Below are 23,606 nucleotides of genomic sequence, written 5' to 3' on the forward strand. Positions count from 1 at the left end.
TAGACTGCACCCAAAAGTTTAGACAAATTAATAATTAAGTTTTATAATAATGAGCTCGATATTGTATCGGGCTCATTCCTTTTAGATTAAGTTTAATCCTGTCATTATTATAATAATTTATATACTCGATAATCTCTTGTTTCAATTGATTAATGGAAGTGTATTTTTTTAGATAAAACAACTCTGATTTTAATATTCCAAAGAAGTTTTCAATTATCGCATTATCAAGACAATTGCCTTTTCTGGACATGCTTTGCATAATTCCTTTTTTCTTTAATAAATGCTGATATTGTATCATTTGATACTGCCATCCTTGGTCAGAATGCAGAGTCAGATTAGTATTATCGGGTATTTTTTTAAATGCTTTTTCAAGCATATTTAAAACTTGATTAAACACTGGTCTTTGCGATAATTCATAGCTAATTATCTCTCCATTAAACAGATCGATTATCGGCGATAAGTACAATTTATTGCCAGAAACATTAAATTCAGTCACATCGGTTGCCCATTTTTGATTAGGTATATCAGCCTTAAAATTGCGCTGCAGTAGATTAGGGGCTATTTTTCCCTGCTCTCCTTTATACGATCTGTACTTCTTGATTCTGATTAGACTTTTTAATCCTAAAAATTTCATTAATCGAAGCACTGTTTTGTGATTAATTAAAATCCCCTCTTTTTTGAGTAATAGAGTAATACGTCTATATCCTAACCTGCCCTTATGATAATTGTAAATCTGTTTAATTAAATCTTTTATCTCTTGATATTTATCGATTACCTGACCTTTCTTTTCATAGTAATAATACGTACTTCTAACCATGTTCATACAATTTAGCAAAAGATCTAAATCATACTTATGCCTTAATTCCATTATGGTTTGAGCTTTTTGTTTTGATTGGCTTGCTCGGCTTGAACTAAGGCGTTGAACTTTTTTAGAATTTCGTTCTCAGCGCGCAGGTACTCTAACTCCTTTAAGAGTTCCTCTTCCCTGGTTAAAGGTTTGTCTGTTTTTCGTTGCTTTCTCTTAAAATTCATAACTGCTGGTCTGCCACGTGATTTAAGTTCTAAGCCTGCCAAATCATCTTTTGCATATTTTCTTTGCCAGCTAATTATGGTTGACTGCGCTGGAATTTTGAAAATCAAGCAGGCTTCATCCAAAGATAAAGACTTATTTTCAATGGTTTGTATTACTTTTAATTTAAAGTCTGCAGTATAAACTTTATTTTTCTGCCTTGGTAAAAGACCTTCAATTCCAAATTCATTATAGCGGCTAATCCAGCATGTAAGGTTGCTTTCAGCTATCTTGTTTGCTCTAGCTGTGCCTTTAACCGAGTTATGCCTTTTCATAACTTCTTCTACACAACGAAGTTTAAATTCACAATTGTACTTGACTTTTCTTTCCATAAAAATGCCCCCAAATAGTGTCTAACTTTTTGGGGGCAGTTCAAAATGTCTCTTTTTTAGAGGCTTATATTTTAAACATACTCACTTTAGATTTAAAAATTAGAAATGAATTATTTATTTCAAATTATTGAAAAAATAAGAATCAGGCCTTATATGTATTTAGGTTCTGAAAAAATTAGCGACCTGTTAGTATTCATAAGCGGATACATATTGGCTTTAGATGATTTGAAAATTACAGAAAAAAAAATATTGCCTTTGTCTATTAATTTTTTTCATGATTATGTAGCAATGAAGTTTGATTATTATGAATCAACTTCAGGATGGAGAAAAATGATTCTGGATCAGGTTAAACAAAATGAAGAAGAAGCATTAAAGTTGTTTTATTCTCTTTTTGATGAATTCAAGCAAATAAAAATTAGCAGCTATTTTGTTTCGGAAATTGGAAACACACAAAAAGAATTTCATCTTTCAAATAAGTATACACCACGACGTATAGTTGATTTTGAAAACAATATTACCGAACCGCTGTATAAAAATCCAAAAAAGATTTTTTATTGTGAATTATTTGATAATAAGAATTTTAAGGGTTTTGTAGGAATTGTTCAGACTGACTTAGAATATATTTTTGAAAGAAGTATTTACAAAAATGAAGAAGACATTTTGCATTATTTTAAAAGCTGTTTTGGAGATATTAATTGGAAAAAAGAGAATGCAGACAATATATTCTTCAATTGAAAATAAATATTTAAAATAAAAAAGAGACATTGAAAAATGAACTGCCCCCAAATAGTGTCTAACTTTTTGGGGCAGTTCAAAATGTCTCTTTTTTTATATCTGCAAAAAGCTAAATTACTTAACTGTAATTGGCAATTCAACAGTTGTTTTATCCCATCCAATAACCAGGTTTGCTATGTTACCTTGAGTTGTAAAAGCAATAGATAAAGCTTCGATAGTTTCGTTTACCGGTTTAACAGGAACAGAAACTCTTACAACATCTTTACTTTCATCATAAGCATAACCACCCCATAAATCCAGTTCTTTGTTGATAATGATAGTCCATTTGTCTTTTTCTGGAATAGCAAATAAACTGTAGTATCCAGCAGGTATTTTTTTACCGCCAATTGTTACGTCTTTGTAGAATTTAATTTCTGTATTTTCGTTAGCACCAACTCTCCAGATTTCTCCAAATTTTACAACATCACCAAAAATAGTTCTTCCTTTTGCCGAAGGTCTTGCATAAATAACTTTGACAACCGGATTTGGATTATCTGTTTTTTTAAACTTAACCGCTTTGTTTGGGAAATAAGAAATATCAACAGGGCTATTGTCTAATGGAGCAAATTTCACCACGTCTTGTGCCTGAACTGTAAAGGCAGCAAACAAAGTAACTGCCATTAAATAAAATTTTTTCATAGGATTACAATTTTTTAGAATAACTACAAAGTAAGTTAATAATGAAGAAAAATCATATAATTTACAGTCGGTTTTTTGTTAATGAATTGGTAATACTCTTTATTCTTTCTTCTACATTCTTTCCTCTTCACTCATTACTCTTCACTAATTACTAATTACTAATTACTAATTACTAATTACTCTTTACTAATTACTCTTTACTAATTACTCTTTACTCTTCTTCAAGTACCAATCCTGCATAATATAAAAAGCTTTTTTCTTTTCACCGTCATTTGAAATTAAACCTTTACGGTTGTAACCGTCCTGAATTCCCGGAAGTAATCTTTTAGGAGATCTAAAATCAACCAGAATCCAAGGACTTGTGCCGCTTAGATGAGGGATTTTTTCAATCATTTTTAAATTCTGAATATATAGGTATTCCTGATATTCTTCTGTCCAGCGCTCGTTTTTTTCTCCATGAAAACCAGCTTTTGCATCACCGCCAAATTCAGAAACAACAATAGGTTTATTGTATTTCGATTTCCATGTTATTTTCTCAGCATCTTCTAAATTACCGCCGTACCAGCCTAAATATTGATTGAAAGCCACAACATCTAAAACTTCGCCAATTGGATCATCAATAGTTTCTTTTTTTGTTAATAAAGCAGCGCTGATTAATCTCGTATTGTCTAATGATCTCGTGTGCGATGCTAAATTTTTGATGAAAATATTTCTGGCTTCAGAAATTGGTGTTTCATTTGCCATTGACCAAATAATAATACTGGCTCTGTTTTTATCTCTTGTAATAGAAGCCGTTAATTGATCTTCGGCATTTTGATACGTGTTTTTATTTGTAAATTCTACAGTCCAGTATACAGGAATTTCTTCCCAAACCATTATTCCCATTTTATCAGCTTCGCGAATGATGTTTTCGTTATGCGGATAATGCGCCAGACGAACATAATTACAACCCATTTCTTTTGCCCAGTTTAATAAACGCAAAGCATCTTCAACAGAATTCGCGCGGCCGCCTTTAGCATTTTCTTCGTGAATTGAAATTCCTCTTAAGAAAACCGGTTTTCCATTAAGCAGAATTTTATCTTCGTTTGTTTCGATAGTTCTAAAACCAATTTGATCTTTTAATTTTTGTCCGTTAAAGTCAATAGTTACATCATATAATTTCGGACTTTCAGGCGACCAGTACGAGATTTTTTTCGCAGGAATTTCGAAATTTAAAATTCCCTGAGCATCTGCTTTTCCTTTAAAATTGATTTTTAATTCAGGAATAGAAATCGAAATGTTATTTTGTGAAGCATCAAAATTATTGATTTTGATAAACCCGGAAATAACCGATTTATTACCTTTTTTCAGCTGAATAGTATAATCTTCTACAAAAGAAGCTTCTTCTTCAATTAAAGTCACATCGCGCGTAATGCCGCCGTAATTCCACCAGTCCGTATTAACAGTCGGCACATCTTCTTTATGGCGTGTATTATCGACTTTTATAACCAGATAATTGCCTTTTGGCTGTACAATCGAAGTTACTTCATAATTAAATGGTGTAAAACCGCCTTCATGTGTGCCGAGTTTTTTTCCGTTTAAATACACATCAGCTTTATAATTAATGGCTCCTAAGTATAAAAACAGACGTTTTTTATCTTTTAAATTATAATCAAATGATTTTTTAAACCAAACATTTCCTTCGTAATATTTCAGCTCCGCAACCTGTGAATTCCAATCGCCTGGGATATTGATTGCCGGCGATTTATCAAAATTATATTCTACCAGTTCCTGTTTATTTTGGGCATGATAATTACTGAAAAATGCTCCTTTTGCCGGTTTTTCATTTTTATCGTATTGATCTAAGTGAAAGCTGTAAAACCCCGTTTGATACGGATCGATAATATAATTCCAAACTCCGTTTAAAGAAGTTGTGTTTCGGTTTGGTACGTTAGAAATTAAACCTTGCGATTGTCCAATTGCGAACGATGTCAGGAATAATATTGTTAGAATTTTTTTCATTTTGCAAAATTATTTTTGTTTTTAATCTGAAATATATTTTAACCGCAAAGGGCGCTAAGTTTTACGCAAAGTTCGCAAAGCTTTGCGTGCCTTGCGAACTTTGCTTTGCGCTCTTTGCGGTTAAGTTAATTAACTGGAATCTTCAAATATTCTCCTTTAAAGCTTTGGTTCAAAGCCGTCATTTCGATTGGATTATTAGAACCATCAGGAATCACTTCAATAGAAGCTTTTCCGTTTGCCATTTTTATAGATTCGCTTCCGGTTGGTGTTCCTTGATTTTTTAGTGTTTTTCCTCCCTTTAAACATTGAAAATAAACACTCGCTTCATAATCCAGACAACGCAAATTATTATTGTCAACTGCAATTGCGGTTACCAGATAATTGCCGTTTTTCAGCTTTTCTGATGATAATTGCAATGAAACCGCCGTATCATTTTTATTAAAACGATAATTAACTTTCAGCGTATCAGAAACCGTTTTTCCTTCTTTCGTTTTCCCAACAGCAATTAGAATATTTTCACCTTTTGTAAAATTGACATCCCAAGTTAAGCCATTTGCCGGATAGAGAGAAAGATTTCGCTGTTTTTCTCCTAATGATTTTCCGTTATGAGATAAGGTTACCTTATCGCAGTTACTGAAAACGCTGATCGTTCTCGGTGTATTTTCAGGTCCCTGACGCTCTGTCCAGGTATGCGATTCAATATAAGTGAAAGGTTCTTTTGCCCAGTAGCTTTTAAAAACATAATACGCATCTTTCGGAATTCCGTTTCGATCAGTAAGCCCTTTTTGATTCATGTACGGAATATCATCTTCCGGACGTAACGGCGTTGCAAAATCCTTAAATGCCCATTGTACATTACCCACAAACGCCGGGTCATTTTCGGATATATGCAAATGCCAGTCAAATAAATCGACTATATAATTTTCGCTCCAATCGCCAATTTGGGCAATGTTTGCAACTTTCGTCTGAACTATCGCTTCTTCCCAGCCTTCGGCTTTTATCACATTTTCACCCGTAACCGGATTTTCACTGTGACGGCCTACATGGCTGTCTCCGCCGTATTCAGCATGAATAAAATGCTTGTATTCTTTTTTATAAACGTTAATTGCTTTTTGATAACTTTTGTAACTTCCAGAATACCATCCTGACCAGATTGACGGCGAGAAAATATCAACAATATGAGAACCTTCATAATATTTTCTAATAGCCGTTTTTCTTGTGGGATCGAGTTTGTGAGCGATGTCATTTAATTCAGTTAAAAACACATTTGTTTTTTCGGGATTATCACCATCTGGAAAATCAGGAAGCCAGTTCATTTCGTTTCCTAAAGACCAGATAATAATACTTGGATGATTGTAATTTTGGTCGATAATCTCGGCCAGCATATTTTTAGTGTTGGTTTTCCAAACCTCATTACCAATGCCGCCGCGACACCAGGGAAGTTCATCCCAAACCAATAAACCTAACTCGTCGCAGGCTTTATAAACTTCAGGATCTTGCGGATAATGGGCTAAACGGACAAAATTTGCACCCATTTCTTTTATTGATTTCATATCTGCCCAATGCTGTTCGTTGCTCATGGCAGCGCCAACTCCGGCTTGTTCTTCATGACGGTGTGTACCGCGAATAAGCAGACGTTTTCCGTTAAGGTAAAATGGACCGTGATCTTTAAATTCAAACCATCTAAAACCTACTTTTTCCGCAACACTGTCTTTAATTTGATTTTTTTCGGATAAAACAGCGGTCAGTTTGTATAAATTCGGATTTTCTGTATCCCAAAGTTCCGGGTTTTTGATATTTTCAAAAGTGATAGTCGAAATTTTATCAGTGACAGGAATTGTTTTACTTGCTACTTTTTTTCCTTTCGGATTTTTTAAAGTAACCGTCAATGATAAGTCTTTTGAATTATCTGGATTTACAAAAGAAGAAACAATTTGCACCGAAGCTTTTTTAGCAGAAACTTCCGGAGTTGTAATCTTTATATTCTCGATATGATTTTTGTATTTTGAAACCAGCCAGACATCGCGCGTGATACCGCCGTAAATAAAGAAATCACTTTTTTGAGACGGGATAATTTCGATGTCATAACTATTGTCCACACGAACAAAAATCTCATTATTTCCTTCCTTAATCAAATTCGTAATATCGATTGAAAAACCAATATAACCGCCAATATGCGATCCGGCTTCTTTACCGTTTACATAAACTTTGGTTGTTACGTTTGATCCTTCAAAGTATAAAGAATAAACTTTGTTTTTGTCGATCTGTGTGATATTTAATTTTTTTTGATACCAGCTTGCATCGCGCCTGTAGCCCGGAATTAAATCGGTTGCATCTTCGGCATTCCAGGTATGCGGCAAGTTCAAAGAAACCCAGTTAGAAGCTTTTTGCGCTTCGGTCAGGTTTGGAGTATGATTTTCTAAATAAAGCCAGTTGTCGTTAATATTCATCTTTGTCTGAGCAAAACTGCTGCTCAGACAAATCTGAAAAAAAACAAAAAGCGCAAAAATTGAAAAAGTTTTATTCGTTTTATTCATAGTTACAAAGGTTCATAGTTACAAAGGTTCACAGGTTTTTCTGGCTCAAAGGTTCAAAGATTAAAAACCTTTGTTACTTTGAACCTTTGAGCCTTTGCACCTTTATTAATGCTTCCAAAAAATAGTAATCGGCGTAGATTATTGGTTCGTCAATTTCGTCATGTTTCGGCCAGTTTCCGGTACTGTGATCAAATAAAAACGGCGCTTTGATTTTAGTATCTAAAACATATTTGTCGGTTTGTACCGAAGCCATCAGCTTATCGGCGAAAGCCAAATAACTGTTATTTTTTGTATAACCATATAATTCATATAAAGCAGATGCCATAACCATTGCAGCCGAAACATCTCGTGCCGCATTTGGAATACCTGGATCTTTAAAATCCCAATACGGAATTCCGTCTTCCGGCAGGTTTTTATTGGTCATAAAAAACTTTGCTGTTCCTTCGGCTTGTTTCAAATAGGCCGGATCTTTGGTATATCGATATGACATTGTAAATCCGTAAACCGCCCAAGCCTGACCGCGTGCCCAAACCGAATCGTCGTTATAACCCTGAAGTGTGGTTTTCTTTCTGACTTCGCCAGTATTCGGATTATAATCGATAACGTGGTAACATGAATTGTCTTCTCTAAACTGATTTTTCAATGTTGTATTAGCGTGTTTAATAGCAACGTCACGGTATTTTGGATTTCCTGATATTTTAGATGCTTCAAAAAGCAATTCCAGATTCATCATATTGTCGATGATTACTGGATAATCCCAGATTTCCTTGTTGAAATCCCAAGAACGAATTGAACCCACTTTTGGATTAAACCTTGTGCATAAAGTTTCGGCGCCTTTAACAATTACGGCTTCATAGTCTTTCTTGTTTTCCACTTTCAGCGCTTCTCCAAAACTGCAAAACACTTTAAAACCTACGTCATGCGAATTACTATTAACACTTTCCTTTTTACTGAAAGGAGTCCATTTTTGAGCTTGTTCTTTGTATTTAGAATCGCCTGTAAGACGGTATAACTGCCAAAGATTTCCGGCAAAAAAACCGCTGGTCCAGTCTCTCGATGGTACTTTGCGAATCTCAAGGGTTTTAATATTCATACTTCTCGGCATCGACATAGAATCGACCGGGTAATCGAGGAGCATTTTGTAACGCGTTTCAAGTAAATTATTTGTCGCCGTTGTACTTTTTGTTTGAGGATTAACCCCAGATTTGCATGCTGTTGCAAGCGATGCAAACCCAAGGATTAAAATGAAACTAACTTTATTCATATTACTAATTAATCTTTATTTTTAGTTTCTATACTAAAATGTTATACGCGGATTGTACGGATTCTCTATCGTAGTCCTGATAGTTATCAGGAGCTGATTTTGCATGGATTTTTTTATTTCACGCAGATTTAAAAAGATTTTGGCAGATAAAGCGGATTAAAAAAAACAATTTTAATCAGCTTAAATCTTTTTAAATCTGCGTGAAACCTAATTATACACAACGTGATTAAAAAATCCGTTTCAATCGGCTCCCGATAGCTATCGGGATCGCGATAGCGAATCCGTTTCATCCGCGTTCAATACTAATTGTGTTAAATTAATAACCAGGATTATTTGGTTTTAAATTTGGGTTAATAGCCAATTCTGTTCCTGGTAACGGCCATAAATAATCTTTGTTTGGATCGAAATTAGCGTGCGGTTCTAAACCAGACGGACCAAAAACTTCTAAACCAATTTTAAGTCTTTTAATATCGTACCATCTTACATATTCAAATGCCAGTTCTAATCTTCTTTCGTCAATAACCATTTTTCTAAAATCGGCCTGAGAAAGTCCCGGAGTTACGTTTGCCGGAAAAGAAACCAGTTTTCCAGCTTTGTTTCTGGCTCTGGCACGAACACGGTTTACATAACCATCTGCTTCTGTAGTTCCCGGAGTGATTTCGTTTAATGCTTCGGCAGCTGTTAATAAAACTTCGGCAAAACGCATTGTAATGTAGTTGTGCTGAGAAGTTCTTCCGTTAGCACCTGCTTTTCCCGGAAAACGGAAATATTTTGCAATATGCGGACGCGGGGCTTTTTCGTTGTCGCTGGAAGGATAAACTTGTAAAGCACCACCCGGACCTGTTTTCTTTCTAATAATCGTATCAAAACTTACTGCTCTTCTGTAATCTCTTTGATCCCAGGTATTAAATACTTTTAAGGAAGGAACTGCAACCGAAAAACCTTGTCCGTAACTGTAACTGTCATCTTTTAAAGATCCTGTAAAAAACGCAGTATAATCCTGACCGTAGTTTCCTGATGTTAAGTTGTTAAAATCAACTGTAAAAAGTGGTTCTTTTAAAGATGCCGTTTTTGTAGCGTTAAATAAATCCTGAAAATCAGCATCTAAACCTAAACCAAATTTTGTTTCGTTTGTAATTACATATTTAGCTTCGTCGTATGCTTTCTGGAAATTTCCTAAAGTCAGGTAAACAGATGCTAAATATCCAGCCGCGCTGCCTTTACCCGGAACAGCTTTTACTTTTGGTTTATCTTCAAGCCATTGTTTTGCAAATTCTAAATCGGCAATGATTTTTGGATATACATCTGCTTCTTTGGTTTTGCTCATAGAATTAATCTGAGAAACATCGTTTACAACAAAATCAATGTAGGGAATGTCTCCAAAAAGACGTACTAAATGATAATACGTAAATGCTCTTGCAAAATAAGCCTGAGCTACAATTGCGTTAACTTTTGCAGGATCTCCCGGTGTTTTTTTAGCACCTTCAATTGCCTGATTAGCAGCTGTAATGATAACATACGATTGCGGCCAAAAGTTTGCTACAAGCGCGTTGGTATCGTTCATAGACATATCGTTTACATCGATACGCGCAGCCTGAGTTGTTCTGTCGCCAATATCGGCCATGTCATCGCGAAGCATTAAAGCAATTGTAAATTCTCTTCCCCAGTAATTATTATGGGCAATGTTTGCAAAAGCACCATTTACAGCAGCCTGCAAATCGTCTGTATTGTTAAAGAAGTTCGCCGGGCGAATAATTCCTACCGGTTTTTCTTCCAGATCAGAACAGCTGAAAAAAGCGAGTGTTCCGAAGCAAAGAAAAGCTATATATTTTTTCATGATAGTTGTGTTAGATTAAAATTTTAAATTGAATCCTGCTGTAAACGTTCTTACGTTTGGATATCCTCCATAATCCAATCCTAAATTGGTATTACTTCTTGAGTTGGTATCGTTCAGGTAATTCGTTTCAGGATCTGAACCCGGATAATTGGTAATTGTCCAAAGGTTTTGCGCACTGATGTAGAAACGAACTTTGCTTAATCCTAATTTCGAAACCACTTTTTCATCTAAACTATATCCTAAAGAAACATTTTTCAAGCGGATGTAACTTCCATCATAAACAAATCTTGAAGTGATTCTTTTCGTTCTTGCTGCGTTTGCCGGAACATTTGTATCCGTATTAGTAGGCGTCCAGGCGTCTAAAACCTCAGTTGTAGCATTATTATTTCCAGAAGCCAGTTCCATTAAAGTATAGTTCAGTATTTGATTTCCTTGTGAACCCTGAAAGAAAATATTCAGATCCAGATTTTTATAGGTAAAATCATTGTTGAAACCAAAAATGAAATCAGGATTTGGATTTCCAATAATTGTTTTATCCTGAGAATCCAGTTTTCCGTCGCCGTTTACATCTCTGAATTTTTCACCACCCGGAGCAGTTTCAAAGTTTCCTGGTAAAACCGTTTCTCCCTGCTGGATTACACCATCATAAATAAATCCGAAGAAAGATCCAACCGGCTGTCCAACTCTTAAAATCTGAGATTCAGTAGCTAAGAAATGACCCGGAGCAGAATTGATTAAAAGATCTTTGTCATCTGCTAATTTTAATACTTTGTTTTTGTTTGAAGAAATATTAAAGTTTGTCGACCATGTAAAATCAGGACCCGTAAAGTTTCTTGAAGTGATACCCAATTCCCATCCTTTATTTTCTAATTCACCCACGTTTTGAAGCTGAGAAGCAATTCCTGAAACTCCCGGAAGCGGTCTGTTAAACAATAAATCTTTAGTAATCGTTTTATAATAATCGGCAGTAATACTGATTCTGTTATCAAATAAACCTAAATCAATACCATAATCCTGCTGATACGATGTTTCCCATTTTAAGTTTGGATTATCAAGTGAAGTTAACTGCACTGCATTTGTAATCACGTCACCGCTTACATAATAAATTTCAGAAAATCTGGAAAGAGTAGAGTAGGCGCCAATTGAAGGATTTCCTGTTGCTCCGTAACTTGCTCTTAATTTAAGGTTTGAAACCGTTTTACTGTCTTTCAAGAAATTTTCTTTACCAATATTCCATCCAACAGCTCCAGAAGGGAAAGTTCCGTATTTGTAGTTTTGGCTAAAGCTCGAAGAACCATCTCGTCTTGCAGTAAACGTAAACAGATATTTATCGTCGTAATCAAAGTTTAACCTTCCAAAAGCAGAAATTAATTCTGTTTCAGATAAACCTGAATCCGGTTTTAAGAAAACAGTTCCGGCACCCAGATTTCTATACGAATTGGTATTGGTTAAAAATCCTCTGGAAGCGGCATACGAGTTTTCGTTTTTGTTTTTTTGGTATGAATATCCGGCCAAAACCGTTAACATACCTTTTGAGATCACTTCACGTTTAAAAGTCAGATAATTTTCTGTAAGGAAAGAAGAAAATCTGGTATTATTTACAGAAGCTTCTCCTTTGATATTTTTTCCGGCAATTAATGTAGACGGAATAAATCTTCCCGTCTGCGAATTATTATCAGTTAAACCTAAAGTTGTTTTAAAGTCAAGGTCTTTTGTAATTTGATACTGCGCAAAGAAATTATTTCGGTTTACAATAGAAACAGTTTCCAGAATATTTTCCATAGCTGTTGCATACGGATTGTCAATATCATCTCCAATTGGAGCGGTTGTGGTATAAGTACCGTCTTCGTTATAAATTCCTTTATCCGGCATAAAACGATACGCTGCTGCAATTACACCCGCAGCTCCTGTTCCTCCGGCACCAGTCTGGCTGATGATTCCTTCTTTGTTCTGTTTGCTGGTAAAAGTATTTAAACCAACTTTTAATTTAGGAGACAAATCGGCCTCAAGATTACTTACAATGGTATATCTGTCAATTCCAGAATTGATTACAACTCCGTTTTGATTGAAATATGTTCCAGATACATAATATCTCACATTTTCAGATCCGCCCGAAAAAGACAGCTGTGTATTCGAAATCATTCCGTCACGATAAATTACATCCTGCCAGTCTGTATTTGCCGGACCTTGTGTATGCGTTGTAAAACTTTTACGGTAAGCAGCAAACTGATCGGCATTTAATAAATGCAGTTTATTGTTTACAGATTGTACCGAAGTTGAATTGCTGAATTCAATTACTGGTTTTCCAACTTTTCCTTTTTTGGTAGTTACCATAATAACCCCGTTTGAACCTCTTGAACCGTAAATTGCAGTCGCCGAAGCATCTTTTAAAACTTCAATCGAAGCAATATCCTGCGGAGCCGGCATAGAAACACCTGCAAAACCATCAACCACAACAAGTGCATCACCGCTTGCATTGATAGAAGTTCCCCCGCGAACCCTTATTTTTACAGGAGCACCCGGTTCACCACCATTATTGGTCATTACAGAAACACCCGCCGCACGGCCTTGTAAAGCCTGTTCTGCATTTAAAACAGGAAAAGAGGTTAGTTCTTTTGCCGTTACAGAAGATACAGATCCTGTAATGTCGCTTTTTTTACGGGTTCCGTAACCTACTACGATAACTTCATCAAGTGCTTTTGTATCTGGTTTTAAACTTACATTGATAATACTTTTGGTTCCAACCGGAATTTCTACAGTTTGAAACCCGACAAAATTGAAAACTAAAACAGCATTTTTTTCTCCTACAATTACAGTGTAATTTCCATCCATATCGGCTGTTGCTCCAACAGACGAATTTTTAATATAGACATTAGCACCAGGAAGTCCAAGCAAATCTTCGCTCGAAGTGATTTTTCCAGTCACTTTTCGTTCCTGTGCGTGCATCACAATATTTACCAGTAAAAAAGATACCAGTAAACACCATTTAAACGATTTGATTTTTCGGTCTGTACACATTCATTTTTTGGTTTTAAAGGTTAATGTTAGATAAAGTAGAAAAGCAATAAACTCATTCCGATTATGATAATGACAAACAAAATTTGCAGTAATAAGAAGTTTGTTTTTTTGATTTTCATATCGCAAATGTATACGCCGAAAACGATATAGAAATACAAAAAAGGGTATCCAATAATACAGATACCCTTTTTTAACCCTTTAAAACAGTGGATTTTTTAAATTATGACCGAAGATTTATAAAATTTATCGGAGTATTGTGACGGAGTCTCTCCGTACTTTTTCTGAAAGCATTTGCTAAAGTATTTCGGATTATTGAAACCTACTTTATAACTGATTTCAGAAACGGTTAATTTGTTTTGTTCTAATAATTGAGCCGCACGTTTTAACCTTATTTCATGAATAAACTCATTTGGCGTGCAATTCGTCCAAGCTTTAATTTTTAGAAACAACATAGTTCTGCTTACTCCCAATTCGGAACAGAAAAACGGAATGTCAAATTGTTCGTTAGAAATGTTTTCTTCCACAATTTTAAATGCCTTTTTCAATAATTCTTCATCCAGAGAAGAAACCGTGATTTCTGACGGAATAAAACTATCCTCACTTGAAAATTTGATTTTTAAACGTTCAGTTGTGTTCAGAAGATTTTTAACGCGAAGTCTGAATTCCATTAAATTGAATGGTTTACTGATGTAATCATCGGCACCGCTTTCCAGCCCTTCAAATTTGTAAACCAATGAAGATCTGGAAGTCAGCAAAATTACCGGAATATGGCTGGTTTTAATATTCTCTTTGATTTTTGAACACAATTCAGTTCCCACCATTTCTGGCATAATAACGTCGCTGATAATTAAATTTGGAACAAACTTTAAAGCTTTTTCTAAAGCAATTTTGCCATTTTCTGCTTCAATAATGTTATAATCTTTTTTGAGAAGGTTTTTCATGAACTTTCTCAAAACCTTATGATCTTCAACAATTAAAATGGTCTGCTTTTCTTCGTTTACAATTAAATCTTCGATGTCTTCATGTTCAGTAATTTCCGAAGGTTCTAATTGAGCAGCGTATTGTTCAATATCATCACTAATTTTAAAATCAGGAATAATTTCGCTGTCAAGGAGATGCTCACGTCCAAGCGGTAACGTTACTTTAAAAATAACGCCTCCGGTGGTTTTGTTTGTAACGTCGATTTTTCCTTTATGAAGTTCCACAATGTTTTTTACGATTGAAAGCCCGATTCCGGTGCCTTTATTGTAATTTTTTTGAACCTGATTGTGCGTTGGAACTTCAAAAAACAAATCAAAAATTTTATCGATATGTTCTTCTGAGATTCCTACGCCCGAATCTTCGACAGCAATAAAGAGATTCTGCTGGTCGTGATTGATTTTAATTTTTATCGAACCGCCTTTTGGAGTATATCTAAAAGCATTTGAAATCAAATTGTAAAATACACGTTCGAGTTTGTACCGGTCAAAATAAACTAGAATTTCTTCGTTTTCGGTTTCAAAACTATAATCGTAACCGCCGTCTTTGGCATATTCAATAAAAGACAAAAAGATTTCTTTGGTAAATTTTACAATATTTCCGTTTGCAGATTCCAGTGTAACCTGATGATTTTCCAGTTTTCTAAAATCCATTAAACGGTTAATCAGACTCAAAAGATGATTCGCGCTTCCTTCAATAACCAGAAGTTTTTTATACATTTCATTGGTTCCGTTATAATCGGCCAGAATTTGCTGTAACGGACCTAAAATAAGGGTTAAAGGCGTTCTGAACTCATGCGAAATATTGGTAAAGAAATCCAGTTTTAATTTATTGTTTTCTTCAATTCGCTGCGTTTCCAGATATTCCAGTTCAAGTTTTTGTTTCAGTCTGGCTTTCGATTTCATAATCCAGATTAAACCGTATAAGCCCAAACCAATCACGATTCCGTATAATAAAAATGCCCAGATACTGCGCCATGGAGCCGGATTTACAATTACCGTTAAAGTGGTTGGAGCCTGATTCCATACGCCGTCATTATTTGCGCCGCGGACTTCAAATGTATAAGTTCCCGGATTTTGGATTGCAAAATTGGCTTCGCTGTTTTTAGTTGTCGTCCAGTTATTTTCTAAACCAGTTAAACGATAACTGTATTGGTTGTTTTTTGATCGAATGTAATTTGGAATCGCAAAACTAATCGAGAAATTCGCTTTGTCATAATCCAGAGTAATGGTGTTGGTAAAACCAATGCTTTGCTCTAAAATGCCGTCTTTATCATGCGCATTTACAGTTTCGTTTTTAATTTTTAAATTGGTAATTAAAACCTGAGGCGCATAATTGTTTAAGGAAATTTTGGTTGCATCAAAAAACGTTGCGCCCGAAGGACTCCCAAAATAAAATTGATTTGATCCTAATTTTAAAGCCGAATTATCATTAAATTCATTACTTGCCAAACCGTCTTTTTGGTCATAAATTACAACCGTCTTTTTAATTGTGCTGTATTTAATAATTCCCTGATTTGTACTGATCCAAAGGTTTTTATCGTCATCTTCTAAAATAGAGTGGATAGAAGTAATGAGGGTATTTCCGATTCTAAGATTGATTTGGCTGAATTTTTTCCCATCAAAATAATACAGGCCTTTTGCTTTTGTTCCAACCCAGATTTTATTTTGAGAATCCTCAAACAAAGTCAGAATATCATCGCCGGACAAAGAAGAATGATTGTAAAAGAAATGCTGTATCGTATATTTTTTTGGATTGAAATTTCGAAGTGAAATACGATTCAAACCATTTTGTGTTCCCAGCCAGATTGAATTTTGTTTATCGATTAAAATACTGCGAACCATATTATTGGTCAGGAAAACGGGTTTAGTGTTGTCATTGCCAATAATCTCAAATGTTTTGTTCTCGGTATCGTAACGAATTAAGCCTTTTCCAAAAGTTCCAATCCATAAAATTTTATTTTCTGCTTTAAGCGAATAAACACCGCTTTCCTTTAAAAATTCGGTTAAGTCTGGAGTAATTCTGTTGTCTTCGATTCGTTTCGAAACCGTATTGTAAGCCGATAATCCTTTTGAAAAAGTTCCAAACCATAAAATATGATCGTCAGAAAGGCACATTGCTTTGATATCATTTTTATTGGTTTGTCCGGTTTTGCTGTTAATGTAGCTTACGGCTTCGGTATTTTTATTGAAAATCGTAATTCCGCCGCCTTCAGTTCCAAAATAAATATTCTGGTTTTTATCTGAAATAATAGAACTCACAACATCAAAACTCATCGGAATCTTTTTCGAATTTTGATTGTAGTTAGAGAAATTCACGTTTGAAATATCCCAAAGGTTTACGCCTTTGTAATAACAGCCAATCCAGATCGACCCTTTTTTATCCATAAAAACCGACTTGACTTTGTCGATTCCGTTGTTGTTATTGGTATTGTTAATTTTCTGCAGACTTTTATCTTGTCCCAGAATATAAATTCCGTCGTAAGCTCCTATCCACAAAGAACCTTGGTTGTCAATTACTAATGAGCGGATATCTGTATTGATTTCGCGGTATTTTTCGGCTGATAAAAAAGAAACAAAAGCTTTTTGTTTTTGATCAAATTTTAAAAGTCCTTTGTTTTTTGTTCCAACCCATAAACTGCCGTTTTTTTCTTCGATTACCGATTGTACGTTTAATAAATCAAACGCATTTAACGGATAATTTTTAAAACTGAATTTCCCATTTTTTCGACTAGTTAACTGACATAATCCTTTTGTTGTTCCAATCCAGACAGCTCCATTTTTGGTTTTTATAATGCTCAGAATATTATTGCTTGGAAGGGTAGAAGCATCATCATCTGAATGAAAAACCGAAGTAAACAATCCCGATTTTTTGTTGTAAATCGTTAGTCCTTTTGAAGTTCCAAACCACATTTCGCCGCCAATTTCCTTAATACTCCAAACAGCATTATTGCTTATTGTATGATTGGTTTTGGTATGAAGATATCTTGTAAAACGATTTGAAACAGGATCGTAACAGTTTAGTCCATTGTAAGTTCCGACCCAGATTTTTCCCGAGTTATCTTCTTCAATTGCTAAAATATCATTGTTGCTGATTGAATATTTATTAGAAGCCTCGTTCCTGAAAATAGTAAATCGGCTGCCATCGTATTTATTTAGACCATCGCGGGTTCCAAACCACATCTGTCCAAATTTATCCTGATGAATGGCAATAACAGAACTCTGCGAAAGTCCGTCTGTAGTAGAAAAATTTTTAAGTCGGTATTTATTTTGGGAAAACAAATTCCCGAAAACAAATACAATTGCGAGAAAAGCTATTTTATATTTCATAGCGGTTAATTTTTTAGGTTCAAAGTTGCAAAGGGGCAGAGGTGCAAAGGCCTAGCAAAGAAAAACTTTGCACCTTTGTACCTTTGAGCCTTTGTACCTATTTCAATCGTTTCTGTAATTGATAATCATACAGCGAAGGAATCTTCTCAATTGGCATGTTTAAAAATTCAATGTAGGGATCAATGTCGTATTTGATTTCAAATTTTGCATTTCCGTGTACACCAATGATTCTGGCCAGAGCGCCGTCTTTCATTCCGTATAGTAAAACGGGTTTTGATGTATCTGGATTTTCGACCTGAACATTTAAATTCCAAAACGTACTGAAAGGTCCGTGAGAAGGTTTCCAGTAATCAGCACCGCCGCCGCCGAACAAAGCATAACTGTTGTTTTTATTGGCTTTTACATGAACCGTAATATTATCAAATAGATTTTGATGATTGGCTCCAGAATGCTGATCTAAAACCGGATCTGTAAATATTTCGCAGTTTTGATAGACGTTTTTAGTAGCAAAAGTGTTGAAACTTAATGGGTGAACGGCTGAATTGTAAATTTTCAAATTCTTAACCAAAATATTATGTACACCGCCTAATGTTACTGTATAATGCGCTAAGTGCGGCCCATCTGTCGTAATATCCTGAATGGTAACATTAGAAACTTCTTCAGCAAGAATGCCGCTGTCGGCATTGGTGATTTTGACATCTTTAACCCAGCTGTTAAAAAGACGCGTCAGGAAAATACCGTTATTTCCGGGTTCAACATGATGTGCGACTCTGGGAATATCAGGAAAGGTAAAACGAAGATGTTCGATTCCAACTTCATTTAAATGCTTCCATTCGACCAATTGCGCCTGATAACTTGGTTTTATTGAAATGGTTAAAGGTGTTTTTAAAGTGATTTTAGAACCAGAGATTTTAGTAATTTCAACCTGCTGTCTCACGATAGGAAGTTTTGGAAATTTCCAATGATGTGAACCCGGTTTTACTTTAGCTCCCTGATATAAATCGCTGATGATTTCGCCGTTTTCGCCGTCTTTATTAAAAAGCTGCAGTTCTACAACATCGCCAGCTTTTAATCCTTTTACATCCGAAACCGTAATAATATGCTCGCCCATTTTTCCTGAACTGACTTTCGCCAACGGACTGGATTCTGGTTCATATTTATCCAAATACGATTTTACACGTTCGCCCGGAACCTGTGTCCAGATAAAACCTCCTGACCATGCATATTGAGAGAATGGTAAATCAATATTGTTTTCTGGTTCGCGTTGTCTTTTATCAAAAGTGGTTAAGTATTCGCGAAGTTCAGCCAAAACTTCAGAATCTTTAAGATACATCATGGGTCTTGGGCAGTAAATTTCGGTTCCGTTTTCGTTAGAACCAGCGCCTCGAAGCACAAAATTGCTTCGTTCGATATACAGAATATCGCTTAGAATAATTCGTCCTGCCGGCAATTGAAGAATAACATTTCCTTCAACAGCATTTGCTGCTTTAAAGGCTTTTAAAAGTGCTTTTGAATCGTCTAATTCGTCATTGGCTTTTACTCCAAAATCTGCTGCGTTAATAATTTTTCCGGTAGTTTCAGGAATTGAACTTTCGCCGAAATGATAGCCTGCATAACTAAAATCCGGAAGATAATTAGTCTTAGGTGAAGTAATAATTTTGGGTATTTCCTGCGCCAGTAAAGTATTCATAAAAAGGCTGCAGGATATAAGAATGGTTTGGCGAATCATGGTTTTGTGGTTTTTGTGGTTAGTAAAGTTTGATTGCCTTTTTTATTTGCTGTTAATACATAAGTCGTGTTATTTTTTTCACGCAGATTTTAAAAGATTTAAGCAGATATGCGCAGATATTTATCATAATAAAATCTGCTATAATCTGCCAAATCTGCGTGAAAAATCTTTTTAATCCTTTTAATCTGTGGCTTAAAATAATCTTCGCGCCTTACTGCCTTGGTGTCAAAACCAATTATAAAGATCGTTTGATCCCTAATTCCAGTCCGCGTAGTTCTGCCAGTCCTCTTAAACGACCGATAGCAGAATAACCCGGATTTGTTTTTTTCTTTAAATCATCCAGCATTTGGTGTCCGTGATCCGGACGCATTGGTAATTTGCTGTTATTCCTTTTTTCAACTTCAAGAATTGCTTTTACAACTTCGTACATATCAACGTCGCCTTCCAAGTGATTGGCTTCGTAAAAACTTCCTTCTTCGTCGCGTTGTGTGCTTCTTAAATGAATGAAATTCATTTTATCGCCATGACGTCTTACAATTCCCGGTAAATCATTATCGGCACGAACACCGTAAGAACCTGTACACATTGTAAATCCGTTTGATTTAGAAGGAGCAGCGTTCATTAACTCGATCAAATCTTCTTCGGTGCTTACCACTCTTGGCAGGCCTAAAATTGGGTAAGGAGGATCGTCTGGATGAATTGCCATCAAAACGCCTTTGCTTTCTGCAACCGGAATAATTTCTTTTAAAAAATGAAAAAGATTATTCTTTAGAGCCTGTCTGTCAATATGATTGTAAGCACTTAAGGTTACTAAGAAATCTTCAACCGTATACGCTTCTTCTGCACCCGGAAGTCCGGCAAGTATGTTTTGCTGCAATTTAACTTTATCTTCGGCAGTCATCGCTTCAAAATAGCTTTTTGCTTTTTGTTTTTGTTCATCAGAATATTCATTTTCAGCTCCTGGTCTTTTTAAAATGAACAATTCAAAAGCAGCAAATGCATTGATATCAAAACGAAGTGCTTTTGATCCGTCTTCAACGGTATAGGATAAATCGGTTCTTGACCAGTCTAAAACGGGCATGAAATTATAACACACACATTTGATACCGCATAAAGCCAGATTACGAATGCTTTCTTTATAATTTTCAATATATTGAATGTAATTTCCAGTCTGTTTTTTAATGTCTTCATGAACCGGAATACTTTCTACAACCGACCACGTTAATCCTGAAGCACCTTTTTTAGGATCGCCGTCCTGGTGTTCGATTTCAACTTTTCTTTTTATAATTTCATCAATACTCCAAACTTCTCCGTTTGGAATATGGTGTAAAGCTGTTACAATTCCGGTTGCTCCGGTTTGTGCAATATCTTGTAAAGAAACAGGATCATTTGGTCCGAACCATCTTAATGTTTGTTCCATTTTGTATTATGTTGTTTTGTGAGTTAGTTTTTAGATACTTGTTGCAGCAAAACCGCCGTCAACTTTTAAGATAGTTCCTGTTACGAATTTTGACATATCGCTGCATAAAAACAAAAGCGCACCGTCAATATCTTCCGGAGTTCCAAATCTTCCCATTGGCGTGTGATCGATGATTTTTTCACCTCTTGGAGTTAATTTCCCTTCTGGAGTTAATAATAAAGCACGATTTTGTTCTCCAATGAAAAAACCTGGTGAAATAGCGTTTACACGAATTCCTTCACCATATTTTTGGGCTAATTCAACTGCCATCCATTGTGTAAAATTATCGATCGCCGCTTTTGAAGCCGAATAACCTACAACTCTCGTTAAAGGTCTTTGTGCCGAAGCAGATGAAATATTGATGATATTTCCTTGTTTTTGTTTCGCAAATAACTCTGCAAAAACCTGAGTAGGAAGCATGGTTCCAATGATATTTAAATCGATTACTTTTTGCAAATCGTCGCTTTTCATATCATAAACTGCCTGATCCGGCTGGATAGTCGCTCCCGGCATATTTCCGCCCGCTGCGTTAATCAAAATATCAAGACGTCCGTATTTTTCAACAATAAAATCTCTTACTTTTTCTACTTCTTCTTTATTTAAAACATTGGCCTGAACTGCAAAACCTTGTCCGCCGTTTGCTTCAAGAGTTTTTACAGTGCTTTCGGCTTTTTCAAGTGACTGCGAAACGATTCCCACAATAACACCTTGTTTTGCTAATACATTTGCAAAATTGCTTCCTAAAACTCCGGCACCTCCCGTAATCAGAGCAATTTTTCCTTTTAAATTGAATATTGAATCCATTTTTTAGTTTAAATTTTCAATACTTTAAAATCTCAAATTCCAATTTGAAAAATAAAGTATGGTTATGGTTTAGTTTACTATTTAAATTTTTACTTTAAAAACAAGTTTTTTCAGAAAACCTTCGCCAATCATGGCAGCGTGTACATCTTCTGGATATAAAATGGCAAATTGTTTTTCCTGAAGTTCAAAAAACATATCCGGTTTATCGTGAAAAAAACGAACGTCTTTTTCATCGCTGTAATCTCCATTTGGACTTATGCATTTTTCTCTTGGTTTCCATGCAAAAGTTTCCGGACCTTGTATTGAAATCTGAATGTCAATGTTTTTGTCATGGCATTCAAATCCTTTTATACTTTCTTCTCTCGAACTTCCGTCGCCGTGTATTACGATTAATTTTAAACCTTCGCTTATTTCAATAACGCCGGCTTCAAGACTGGCAATATCGGTTTGGTTTACATAGTCAAAAGCCTTTTGAAAATTTGGATGCAGGCTGTAATATTTTGCTGCATTATGTACTGAATCTATTATCATTTGGTTTAAGTTTATCTTGATTATTAAAGCGTATTTTAAATAAAGAATACAAAAAAATAAAATTATTTTTACAATTTGTGTAATTTTACGTGTACGCACACGGTATTTTACAAATGTATGTAAATTGTGATGTAAAACAACTTATTTTTGCTAAAAAAATATAATTTTACAAAGGAGCTTTTATTATTTTAACTTAAAAAGAATCAATATCATAACAATTAAAAAAATAGCCGAATTAGCAAATGTTTCTCCCGGAACTATTGACAGGATTATTCATAAACGCGGACAGGTGGCTCAGGAAACTGTAGACAAGGTAAATGCGATAATTGAAGAATTTGGTTATAAGCGAAATATCCTGGCTAGTAATCTGGCTTTAAACAAAAAATTTCATTTTGCGGTTTTTCTTCCCAAGTCTGAAACTTTGGAATACTGGCAGAGCCAGACGGACGGAATCGAAAAAGCGGCTTTGGAGTTTGGTAAATTTGGGATTGTATTGGATTATTTCTTTTACGATTATAATCTGGCTTCTTTTAAGGAATCTGTTAAAAAAGTGATGGAATTTGACTGCGACGGTTTGTTGTTTGCGCCTATTTTTTATGAAGATTCGGTTCGGTTTTTAAAAGATTACGAAAGCAAAAACATTCCGATTGTAATGATCGATTCGAATATTTCTGAAGAAAATGAACACGCTTATGTTGGTCAAAATGCTTTTCAGAGTGGTTATTTAGCTGGAAGGCTCATCAGCTTTGCCGTTAAAAATGAAAGACATGTTTTGATTTTTAAAATTACCCGCGAAATCGAAAGTACTTCAGTTTATCAGCAGAGAATTAAAGGATTTTATTCGTATTTTAAAGATCACGATGAATTGACGAATTTTAATTTTTCAGAATTCACCTTAAAAGATTCCGGAATCGACCAGCTGAATCTTGAAATTTTTTCTGGGGTAAACAGCATTTTTGTACCCAATTCGCGAGCGTATATTGTGGCCGAATTTTTAGAAAAGAACAATATAAAAGGTGTTCGAATTATTGGTTTTGATTTACTTAAAGAAAATATAGAATACTTAAATAAAGGCGTTATTGATTTCTTAATTAACCAAAGACCCGAAGATCAGGGGTATATGGGAATTAATTATTTGTATAAAAAACTGGTGCTGCAGGAAGATACAGAACGCACACATTATATTCCGCTGGAGATTATTTTAAAAGAAAATTATTTTCCTGCTAAGAAGTGATTTAATCTAGACCACAGATTTTACGGATTTAACAGGTTTATTTTAAATGAATCTGCGTCAATCCGTTTCAT

The 23,606-nt window shown here is 35.1% G+C and carries 14 protein-coding genes; 2 read left to right on the plus strand and 12 right to left on the minus strand.

Going from position 1 to position 23,606, the window contains the following annotated elements:
* Window positions 1-34: 34 nt before the first annotated feature.
* Window positions 35-1,401, minus strand: a protein-coding gene (locus ACTJIW_RS22935; protein WP_440718436.1) for an IS3 family transposase whose coding sequence is annotated in 2 segments (ribosomal slippage) — window positions 35-933 and window positions 933-1,401 — 1,368 coding nt in all. Because the reading frame shifts where the segments join, the coding sequence is not laid out codon by codon here.
* 105 nt (window positions 1,402-1,506) lie between these two features.
* Between ACTJIW_RS22935 and ACTJIW_RS22940 the strand changes: the two genes are divergently transcribed.
* On the plus strand, window positions 1,507-2,136 hold the full coding sequence (locus tag ACTJIW_RS22940) for a hypothetical protein (protein WP_440715435.1): 630 nt from the start codon (window positions 1,507-1,509) through the stop codon (window positions 2,134-2,136).
* Window positions 2,137-2,250: 114 nt separating this feature from the next.
* Here the strand turns inward: ACTJIW_RS22940 and ACTJIW_RS22945 are convergent, their stop codons facing one another.
* From ACTJIW_RS22945 to ACTJIW_RS22995, 11 genes are all read right to left on the minus strand, one after another.
* On the minus strand, window positions 2,251-2,814 hold the full coding sequence (locus ACTJIW_RS22945) for a DUF2911 domain-containing protein (protein ID WP_274250518.1): 564 nt from the start codon (window positions 2,812-2,814) through the stop codon (window positions 2,251-2,253).
* A gap of 204 nt (window positions 2,815-3,018) precedes the next feature.
* Window positions 3,019-4,815, minus strand: a complete 1,797-nt coding sequence (locus ACTJIW_RS22950; protein ID WP_440715436.1) for a glycoside hydrolase family 2 protein — start codon at window positions 4,813-4,815, stop codon at window positions 3,019-3,021.
* A gap of 125 nt (window positions 4,816-4,940) precedes the next feature.
* On the minus strand, window positions 4,941-7,265 hold the full coding sequence (locus ACTJIW_RS22955; RefSeq protein ID WP_440715437.1) for a glycoside hydrolase family 2 protein: 2,325 nt from the start codon (window positions 7,263-7,265) through the stop codon (window positions 4,941-4,943).
* 160 nt (window positions 7,266-7,425) lie between these two features.
* Window positions 7,426-8,616: a glycoside hydrolase family 88 protein gene (locus ACTJIW_RS22960; RefSeq protein ID WP_440715438.1), complete on the minus strand. Its 1,191-nt coding sequence runs from the start codon at window positions 8,614-8,616 to the stop codon at window positions 7,426-7,428.
* A gap of 316 nt (window positions 8,617-8,932) precedes the next feature.
* Window positions 8,933-10,453, minus strand: a complete 1,521-nt coding sequence (locus tag ACTJIW_RS22965; protein ID WP_440715439.1) for a RagB/SusD family nutrient uptake outer membrane protein — start codon at window positions 10,451-10,453, stop codon at window positions 8,933-8,935.
* Window positions 10,454-10,468: 15 nt separating this feature from the next.
* A complete protein-coding gene (locus ACTJIW_RS22970; RefSeq protein WP_440715440.1) occupies window positions 10,469-13,471 on the minus strand; it encodes a SusC/RagA family TonB-linked outer membrane protein in 3,003 nt (1,000 codons plus the stop codon).
* A gap of 215 nt (window positions 13,472-13,686) precedes the next feature.
* Complete coding sequence (locus ACTJIW_RS22975) at window positions 13,687-17,778, minus strand: two-component regulator propeller domain-containing protein (protein WP_440715441.1); 4,092 nt, start codon at window positions 17,776-17,778, stop codon at window positions 13,687-13,689.
* A gap of 97 nt (window positions 17,779-17,875) precedes the next feature.
* Window positions 17,876-19,507: a hypothetical protein gene (locus ACTJIW_RS22980; RefSeq protein ID WP_440715442.1), complete on the minus strand. Its 1,632-nt coding sequence runs from the start codon at window positions 19,505-19,507 to the stop codon at window positions 17,876-17,878.
* Window positions 19,508-19,742: 235 nt separating this feature from the next.
* Window positions 19,743-20,927: a mannonate dehydratase gene (gene uxuA / locus ACTJIW_RS22985; RefSeq protein WP_121360783.1), complete on the minus strand. Its 1,185-nt coding sequence runs from the start codon at window positions 20,925-20,927 to the stop codon at window positions 19,743-19,745.
* A 30-nt stretch (window positions 20,928-20,957) separates the two neighbouring features.
* The gene (locus ACTJIW_RS22990; RefSeq protein ID WP_012026164.1) at window positions 20,958-21,770 is read right to left on the minus strand and encodes an SDR family oxidoreductase; all 813 of its coding nucleotides are present in this window, start codon (window positions 21,768-21,770) and stop codon (window positions 20,958-20,960) included.
* A gap of 81 nt (window positions 21,771-21,851) precedes the next feature.
* Window positions 21,852-22,301, minus strand: coding sequence for a YhcH/YjgK/YiaL family protein (locus ACTJIW_RS22995; RefSeq protein ID WP_440715443.1), 450 nt, complete (start codon window positions 22,299-22,301; stop codon window positions 21,852-21,854).
* Between the two features lie 226 nt (window positions 22,302-22,527).
* Between ACTJIW_RS22995 and ACTJIW_RS23000 the strand changes: the two genes are divergently transcribed.
* Window positions 22,528-23,535 carry a LacI family DNA-binding transcriptional regulator gene (locus tag ACTJIW_RS23000; RefSeq protein WP_440715683.1) on the plus strand — a complete coding sequence of 336 codons (1,008 nt, stop codon included), beginning with the start codon at window positions 22,528-22,530 and terminating at the stop codon, window positions 23,533-23,535.
* Window positions 23,536-23,606: the final 71 nt, after the last annotated feature.

Origin of the sequence: Flavobacterium sp. 22659 (genome assembly GCF_052044235.1) — a bacterium.
Classification (GTDB): domain Bacteria; phylum Bacteroidota; class Bacteroidia; order Flavobacteriales; family Flavobacteriaceae; genus Flavobacterium; species Flavobacterium johnsoniae.

Bases quoted from the DNA above. Each gene is read 5' to 3' on its own strand.
- ACTJIW_RS22970 (WP_440715440.1), bottom strand. From the start codon at position 13,471: ATGTGTACAGACCGAAAAATCAAATCGTTTAAATGGTGTTTACTGGTA.
- ACTJIW_RS22965 (WP_440715439.1), bottom strand. From the start codon at position 10,453: ATGAAAAAATATATAGCTTTTCTTTGCTTCGGAACACTCGCTTTTTTC.
- ACTJIW_RS22950 (WP_440715436.1), bottom strand. From the start codon at position 4,815: ATGAAAAAAATTCTAACAATATTATTCCTGACATCGTTCGCAATTGGA.
- ACTJIW_RS22945 (WP_274250518.1), bottom strand. From the start codon at position 2,814: ATGAAAAAATTTTATTTAATGGCAGTTACTTTGTTTGCTGCCTTTACA.
- ACTJIW_RS22940 (WP_440715435.1), top strand. From the start codon at position 1,507: ATGAATTATTTATTTCAAATTATTGAAAAAATAAGAATCAGGCCTTAT.
- ACTJIW_RS22990 (WP_012026164.1), bottom strand. From the start codon at position 21,770: ATGGATTCAATATTCAATTTAAAAGGAAAAATTGCTCTGATTACGGGA.
- uxuA (WP_121360783.1), bottom strand. From the start codon at position 20,927: ATGGAACAAACATTAAGATGGTTCGGACCAAATGATCCTGTTTCTTTA.
- ACTJIW_RS22975 (WP_440715441.1), bottom strand. From the start codon at position 17,778: ATGAAATATAAAATAGCTTTTCTCGCAATTGTATTTGTTTTCGGGAAT.
- ACTJIW_RS22980 (WP_440715442.1), bottom strand. From the start codon at position 19,507: ATGATTCGCCAAACCATTCTTATATCCTGCAGCCTTTTTATGAATACT.
- ACTJIW_RS22955 (WP_440715437.1), bottom strand. From the start codon at position 7,265: ATGAATATTAACGACAACTGGCTTTATTTAGAAAATCATACTCCAAAC.
- ACTJIW_RS22960 (WP_440715438.1), bottom strand. From the start codon at position 8,616: ATGAATAAAGTTAGTTTCATTTTAATCCTTGGGTTTGCATCGCTTGCA.
- ACTJIW_RS22995 (WP_440715443.1), bottom strand. From the start codon at position 22,301: ATGATAATAGATTCAGTACATAATGCAGCAAAATATTACAGCCTGCAT.